At 61.2% G+C, this 1,029-nt stretch carries 2 protein-coding genes; both read left to right on the top strand.

Annotated features, from left to right (window positions below; all coding sequences use genetic code 11):
- A partial coding sequence (locus AACR77_RS09595; RefSeq protein ID WP_042881053.1) for a hypothetical protein occupies window positions 1–281 on the top strand: 281 nt, incomplete at its 5' end.
- A complete protein-coding gene (locus AACR77_RS09590) occupies window positions 278–793 on the top strand; it encodes a phosphoribosyltransferase (protein ID WP_042881051.1) in 516 nt (171 codons plus the stop codon). The genes AACR77_RS09595 and AACR77_RS09590, both read left to right, overlap by 4 nt.
- The last annotated feature ends 236 nt before the right edge of the window (window positions 794–1,029 follow it).

Below are 1,029 nucleotides of genomic sequence, written 5' to 3'. Positions count from 1 at the left end.
CCCCCCGAGCCACTTTCTTCTGCTCGGGCTTTGCCACGGCGGCCTGGGCCTCCATCATCCCCTTCGTCAGACTGAACGCCCAGATAAGCGACGCCACCCTGGGCTATGTCGGGGTGCTCTCCAGCCCCGCCCTGGTCGGCTTTGTCGCCGACGCCTTCGGTCTGCCGGCTGCCCTCCACGGCGTCGTTTTGCTGATGGTGCTGGCCCTGCTCCTCAGCAGAGGCGTGGGGCTGGCACCCCGGGCCACCCCTCTTTCTACAACCTGTCAGGAGCTGCCATGAGAAACCCTGTTTTCGGCGACGTGGTATTAAATACCGAGGACATTGCGCTCGGCGTCGAGGTCATCGCCAAACGGCTCAACGAGCGATTCACGGAGGCGGTGGTGATCACCGTGGTGCCGGGCGGCATGCTGTTTACCGCCGATGTCGTCAGGGCGCTGCGCTTTGATGTCGCCATGGACTACATCTCCTGCCCCCACACTCCGGGGGAGCGCCACAACGCCTCTCCCATCGTCTTTCACAACAATGTCGGCATCCAGGGCAGAGACGTCATCCTGATGGACGACGCCATCGAATCGGGGGGCACCATGAAGCGGCTGGTCGCGCACCTGCAGGCATTCGCGCCACGCTCGCTGTCCATCGCGACCCTGTTTGTCAAACCGGGGCGCGTGGCTATCCCCGCCGAGCAGTTTTATGCCTATGAAATGACGAACGATGACCTGCTGGTGGGCTATGGCCTGCCCTGGGAGCACAAGTACCGGAATATCCCCTATATCTCCAGGTTGAAGAGATAACGGGACGGGACAAGGTTAGGGAGCGATAAACCGATCAGGATAAACCTGACAGCAAGGGAGGCATTGACCAGACTACATCCCGGTGTCGCCCGGTGTACGGCCTATGCCACTCCAGCAGGGCTAGTCCACCCGCCTGTCGATACCGGGTAGAGACCAGATTGCCGGTTACCGGAAAAACAAAAGGCCCCGTCTTGCGACGGGGCCTTTTGTTTTATTTGGCGGTGAGGGAGGGATTC

This window comes from Aeromonas sp. ZOR0002 (genome assembly GCF_963866995.1).
Lineage (GTDB): Bacteria > Pseudomonadota > Gammaproteobacteria > Enterobacterales > Aeromonadaceae > Aeromonas > Aeromonas caviae.
This window is presented reverse-complemented; position numbering and strand designations above follow the sequence as displayed.